The organism is Dietzia sp. DQ11-38-2 (assembly GCF_014145055.1).
Classification (GTDB): Bacteria; Actinomycetota; Actinomycetes; order Mycobacteriales; family Mycobacteriaceae; genus Dietzia.
Genome location: NZ_JAALDW010000321.1, coordinates 1 through 4,794, shown reverse-complemented (window position 1 = coordinate 4,794; position 4,794 = coordinate 1). Strand labels below are relative to the sequence as shown.

Sequence of the window (4,794 nt, the reverse complement as noted above, 5' to 3'; positions counted from 1 at the left end):
CGGCCAGGCCGGCCTGGCCGCCTCCGATCACCACGACGTCCCTCACCCCGCCCGACCCCCTCTCATCACCCCCTGAACAGTTCCTATCGACCCTCATCGATACCAATCCTACAGTGGAGGTATGACCTCGTTGCCCGCCTCCGCGACCGGCCCGTCCGGCCCGGAGAACGACACCCCGGACACCGACACCGGTGCCCGTGAGCAGCGTCGGCTCGTGGCGGCGCTCGCGCTGGCCGCGGTGTCCTGGGTGGCCCTGTGGGTGGCCAACGAGTGGTTCTGGGACGCGGCCGTCGGCTGGCTCGGACTCGACCTCGCCGACCGCGCGATCGGTGCCGTGCACTTCTTCCTCTACGACACCGTCAAGATCGTCCTCCTGCTCCTCGGGCTGATGTTCCTGGTGGGCATGCTCCGGGCGAGCCTCGACCTCGACCGCGCGCGGGACTGGCTCGAGGGCCGGGGGCTGTTCGTCGGCCTCACGCTGGCCATCGTGCTCGGCGTGGTGACCCCCTTCTGCTCCTGCAGCTCGATCCCACTGTTCATCGGCTTCGTGGCCGCGGGGATCCCGCTCTCGGTCACCCTCACCTTCCTCATCGCCTCCCCGCTCATCAGCGAGATCGCGGCCATCATGATCGGCGAGATGTTCGGGTGGCACATCGCCGCCGCCTACGTCGGCGCCGGCGCCGCCATCGCCTTCGTCGCGGGATGGGCCCTGTCCCGGTTCCGGCTCGACAGGTGGGTCGACGACGTCGTCTTCACCACCCGCGTCGCCGTACTCCGCGCGGACGGCCACGTGCCCTCGCTGCGCGAACGGGTGGACGCCGCTCTCGGCGAATCCCGCGACATCCTCCGTAGCGTGTGGATCTGGGTGGTGGTGGGCGTCGGCGTCGGCGCGGTGATCCACGGCTGGGTCCCCGAGGACTTCTTCCTCCGCTGGGCTGGCCCGGACAACCCACTGGCGGTGCTCGTGGCCACCCTCGCGGGGATCCCGCTCTACGTCAACGGAGCCGGGGTCGTGCCGATCGCCGAGGCGCTGTGGGCCAAGGGCATGAGCCTGGGCACCGTCATGGCGTTCATCATGAGCTCGATCGCGCTGTCCATCCCCCAGGCGATCATGCTCAGGCGGGTCATGCGGCCACCACTGCTCGCGCTGTTCTTCGCCGTCGTGGCGGCCGGCATCCTCGCCATCGGCCTACTGTTCAACGTGATCGCCTGACCCCGGATGCAGGAGGAACCATGATCGTCAAGGTGCTCGGGCCCGGATGCCGCAACTGCCACACCCTCGTCACCCGCACGAGGGAGGCCCTGGTGGCGCTGGGCGAGGACGCGGAGATCGTCGAGGTCACCGACGTCGGCGAGATCGCCGGTTACGGCCTCATGAAGACACCCGGGCTGGTGGTCGACGACGACCTCGTCCTGGGAGGGAAGGTGCCCACCGTCCGTCAGCTCACCGAGATCCTGCGCGGACGCTAGACCGGGCGCACGCCGAGCTCGGCGAGGAGTTCGGTCACGCGGCGCCTGATCTCGTCGCGGATGGGCCTGACCGCGTCGACACCCTGACCGGCGGGGTCGTCGAGGGTCCAGTCCAGGTACCGCTTGCCCGGGAAGACCGGGCAGACGTCACCGCAGCCCATGGTGATGCACACGTCGCTCGACCGGACCGCCCCGGTGGTGAGGACCTTCGGCGTGGCCGCCGAGATGTCGATGCCGTCCTCCGCCATCGCCTCGGCGACGGCCGGGTTGATCGAGTCCGCCGGCGCCGACCCGGCCGAGCGGACCTCCACCGCGCCACCGGACAGGTGCTCGGTGTAGGCCGCGGCCATCTGTGAGCGGCCCGCGTTGTGGACGCAGACGAAGAGGACGGACGGACGATCGGTCACGGTGACTCCCCGGCAGAATGTATCGACGACTGTCGATAGTAGCCTCTCGGCGCCGTCACCCGGTGGGTCACAACGCCCGGCCGATGACCTCCTTCATGATCTCGTTGGTGCCGCCGTAGATCCGCATGACCCGGGCGGCCGCGAACTTCTGCGCGATGGGGTACTCCATCATGTAGCCGTAACCCCCGAACAGCTGGAGGCAGCGGTCCACCACGTCGTCGAGCATGTCGGTGGCCTGGAGTTTGGCCATCGAGGCGGTCACGGCGTCCAGCTCGCCGTCGATCTCACGGGTGATGCAGTGGTCGATGAAGGTGCGGGAGGCCATGACGGAGGTCTTGCACGCCGCCAGTTCGAACCGTGTGTTCTGGAAATCCAGGATCGTCTTGCCGAAGGCCTGTCGATCGCGGGTGTACTCGAGGGTCTCCACGACTGCGGCCTCGGCCATGGCGAGCGCGTCCACGGCGATGGCCAGGCGCTCGCGCGGGAGCTGGTTCATGAGCTGGTAGAAGCCCTGCCCCTCCTCGCCCCCGAGCAGGTTGGCGGCGGGCACGCGCATGTCGTTGAAGAACAGCTCGGCGGTGTCGGCGCCGTGGCGGCCCATCTTCTCCAGCACTCGTCCGCGCTCGAAGCCCGGCGTCGAGGCCTCCACGGCGAACAGGGCCATGCCCTTGTGGCCGGCGTCGAGGTCGGTCTTGGCCACCACCACCACGAAGTCGGCGGAGCCGCCGTTGGAGATGAAGGTCTTGGAGCCGTTGATGACGTACGAGTCGCCGTCCCGCTTGGCGGTGGTGCGCACGCCCTGCAGATCGGAGCCGGCGCCGGGCTCGGTCATGGCGATCGCGGAGATCCACTCGCCCGAGCAGATCTTCGGCAGCCACTGCCGCTTCTGCTCGTCGGTGGCGTAGTTGGCGATGTAGTGCGGGGTGATGGTGGAGCCCACGCCCATCCCGAAGGCGGTGTCGCCGGAGTAGACGAGCTCCTCGGTCACGAGGTACTCCATGCCCGGGTCTCCGCCCTGGCCGCCGAACTCCTCCGGCACGTCGAGACAGATGAGCCCCGCGTCACCCGTGCGGAGCCAGGTCTCGCGGTCCACGTGCTTCTGCGCGGCCCACTTCTCCTGATGGGGCGTCATCTCCTTGGCGAAGAAGGCGCGGGCGTGCTCGCGCAACAGCCGGTGATCATCGGTCTCCCAGGACGGGCGGTAGTCGGGGAAGAGTGCGGACACGGCTGGGCCTCCGGAGTGATGCGACGGGCGATACGGCAGGGGTCACGGCGGGATACGACGCCGACGGGGTGCGGGTCGAGCATACGACGGCGCCCCGACGCGACTTCTCGCGCGCCGGGGCGCGCGGGGCCATACTCGGGGCATGACCCCTTCCCCGGCACCCGAGCCGTTCCCCACCGACTGGACCCGCTGTCTGGTCCTGGTGGCGCACCCCGACGACCCCGAGTACGGGATGTCCGCGGCGGTGGCCCGCTGGACGGCCGAGGGCCGGAGCGTCGTCTACGTGCTGGCCTCCAGCGGTGAGGCCGGCATCGAGGGGATGCCGCCCGAGGTCGCGGGCCCGGTCCGCGAGGAGGAGCAGCGGCGCTCCTCGGCGATCGTCGGTGTCGACCGGGTGGAGTTCCTGGGCTTCCCCGACAGCCGGATCGTCAATGACGCGGAGCTCCGCGACGCCGTCGCCGACTCCATCCGCCGGCACCGCCCCGACGTCGTGGTCTCCCTGTTCTCCGGGGACGAGTTCGCTCCGGGGAAGCCCAACCAGAGTGATCACATGGAGTTCGGCGCGGCGGTGGGGGCCGCGTACGACGACCTGGTCGCGGCGGTGGGGGTCGATGCAGCGGAGGGGCGGCCGCAGATGTGGTTCGAGTCCTCGCCGGAGATGACGCACTACGTCGACGTGAGCGGGTTCGTCGAACTCGCCGTGGACGCGCTCGCCGAGCATTCCGAGTACCTCTCGGTGCTCGACCCGGCCACCCCCGTGCGGGATCAGGCCCGCGCGCAGGTGGAGCAGGTGTGCGCACCGCGGGACGGACTGTCCGACGGGAACCCGGTGGTCGGCTTCCGGCGGATGCGGCCCTGAGCCGGGGTCAGGCGTGCTCACCCGGTCGCGCTAGTGGGGTGTCGGCCGCCTCGGTGGGCCGCAGTCGATCGACGATCTCGTCCGCCCACTCGGCGCGGGGTGAGTGCAGGGTGCCGTCACCCGGCAGACCGATGTACGTGAGCCAGTAGCGCTGCGCGCCCTCCCCGACGACCGCGGTGTACACGAGCGCGCCCTCGGGGCCGATGAATTCCTGGTCGGCGACGGGGAGCACTCGGAACGACACGGACCAGCCGTCGCCGACACCGGTGGCGATCTCCTCCGCCCGCTCCTCGACCGGCTGCCCCGGTACCGGCAGGAAGAACTGTCCGATCCCACCGGCCAGGGTGATCGCCGCCCGCCGGTTGTCCGGATCGCGCGGGTCGAACAAGTCCTCCGTGAGCGCGCCCGTGAGCACGATCCCGTCCGAGCGGTCGGTCTCCCCGTCCCCCGCCTCCCTGTCGGGGGTCAGCGCGGTGGTGCCGAAGACCAGCTGCTCGCCCGACTCGGCCTGCCAGCCCTCGGGGACACGGATGACGAGCCCGGTATAGGGGTCGACGTGGTCCGAGCCCGCGGCCACCTGGGTCGTCGGGGACAGGGTGCGGACCCCCGGTGCATACGTCGCAGACGAGACGAGCACGGTCACGACCGCGGCGGCCACCGCCAGGACGGCGACCAGCACCACGAGGAGAAGTGACCGGTTCCGGCCGGTGGAGCGGGGGTTCCCTGAGTTCATCCGCCCAGCGTAGGCGGGCGCCGCTCGCGCGGCGCAGCCGGGCGGGACTCCCGCGGTGTGGGCGGGCGGGTCTCCCGCAGCGTGATGTTGACCCGCCCGG

6 protein-coding genes are annotated in these 4,794 nt (G+C 70.5%); 3 read left to right on the top strand and 3 right to left on the bottom strand.

Annotation, left to right across the window (positions count from 1 at the left end):
- Positions 1 to 121 precede the first annotated feature (121 nt).
- Both G6026_RS11250 and G6026_RS11245 read left to right on the top strand, forming a co-directional pair.
- Positions 122 to 1,213 (top strand): permease, encoded by a 1,092-nt coding sequence (locus G6026_RS11250; protein ID WP_182613225.1) that lies wholly within the window; start codon positions 122 to 124, stop codon positions 1,211 to 1,213.
- A 20-nt stretch (positions 1,214 to 1,233) separates the two neighbouring features.
- The gene (locus G6026_RS11245) at positions 1,234 to 1,470 is read left to right on the top strand and encodes a thioredoxin family protein (RefSeq protein WP_182613224.1); all 237 of its coding nucleotides are present in this window, start codon (positions 1,234 to 1,236) and stop codon (positions 1,468 to 1,470) included.
- Here G6026_RS11245 and G6026_RS11240 read toward each other — a convergent pair.
- Both G6026_RS11240 and G6026_RS11235 read right to left on the bottom strand, forming a co-directional pair.
- A complete protein-coding gene (locus tag G6026_RS11240; protein ID WP_182613223.1) occupies positions 1,467 to 1,877 on the bottom strand; it encodes an arsenate reductase ArsC in 411 nt (136 codons plus the stop codon). The genes G6026_RS11245 and G6026_RS11240 overlap by 4 nt on opposite strands.
- Before the next feature lie 67 nt (positions 1,878 to 1,944).
- Positions 1,945 to 3,102 (bottom strand): acyl-CoA dehydrogenase family protein, encoded by a 1,158-nt coding sequence (locus tag G6026_RS11235; RefSeq protein ID WP_182613222.1) that lies wholly within the window; start codon positions 3,100 to 3,102, stop codon positions 1,945 to 1,947.
- Positions 3,103 to 3,244: 142 nt separating this feature from the next.
- On the opposite strand from G6026_RS11235, the gene G6026_RS11230 reads away from it, so the two are divergent.
- Positions 3,245 to 3,961, top strand: a complete 717-nt coding sequence (locus G6026_RS11230; protein ID WP_107757548.1) for a PIG-L family deacetylase — start codon at positions 3,245 to 3,247, stop codon at positions 3,959 to 3,961.
- Between the two features lie 7 nt (positions 3,962 to 3,968).
- Here the strand turns inward: G6026_RS11230 and G6026_RS11225 are convergent, their stop codons facing one another.
- Positions 3,969 to 4,694 (bottom strand): APA family fibronectin-binding glycoprotein, encoded by a 726-nt coding sequence (locus G6026_RS11225; protein WP_194305401.1) that lies wholly within the window; start codon positions 4,692 to 4,694, stop codon positions 3,969 to 3,971.
- Positions 4,695 to 4,794 lie beyond the last annotated feature (100 nt).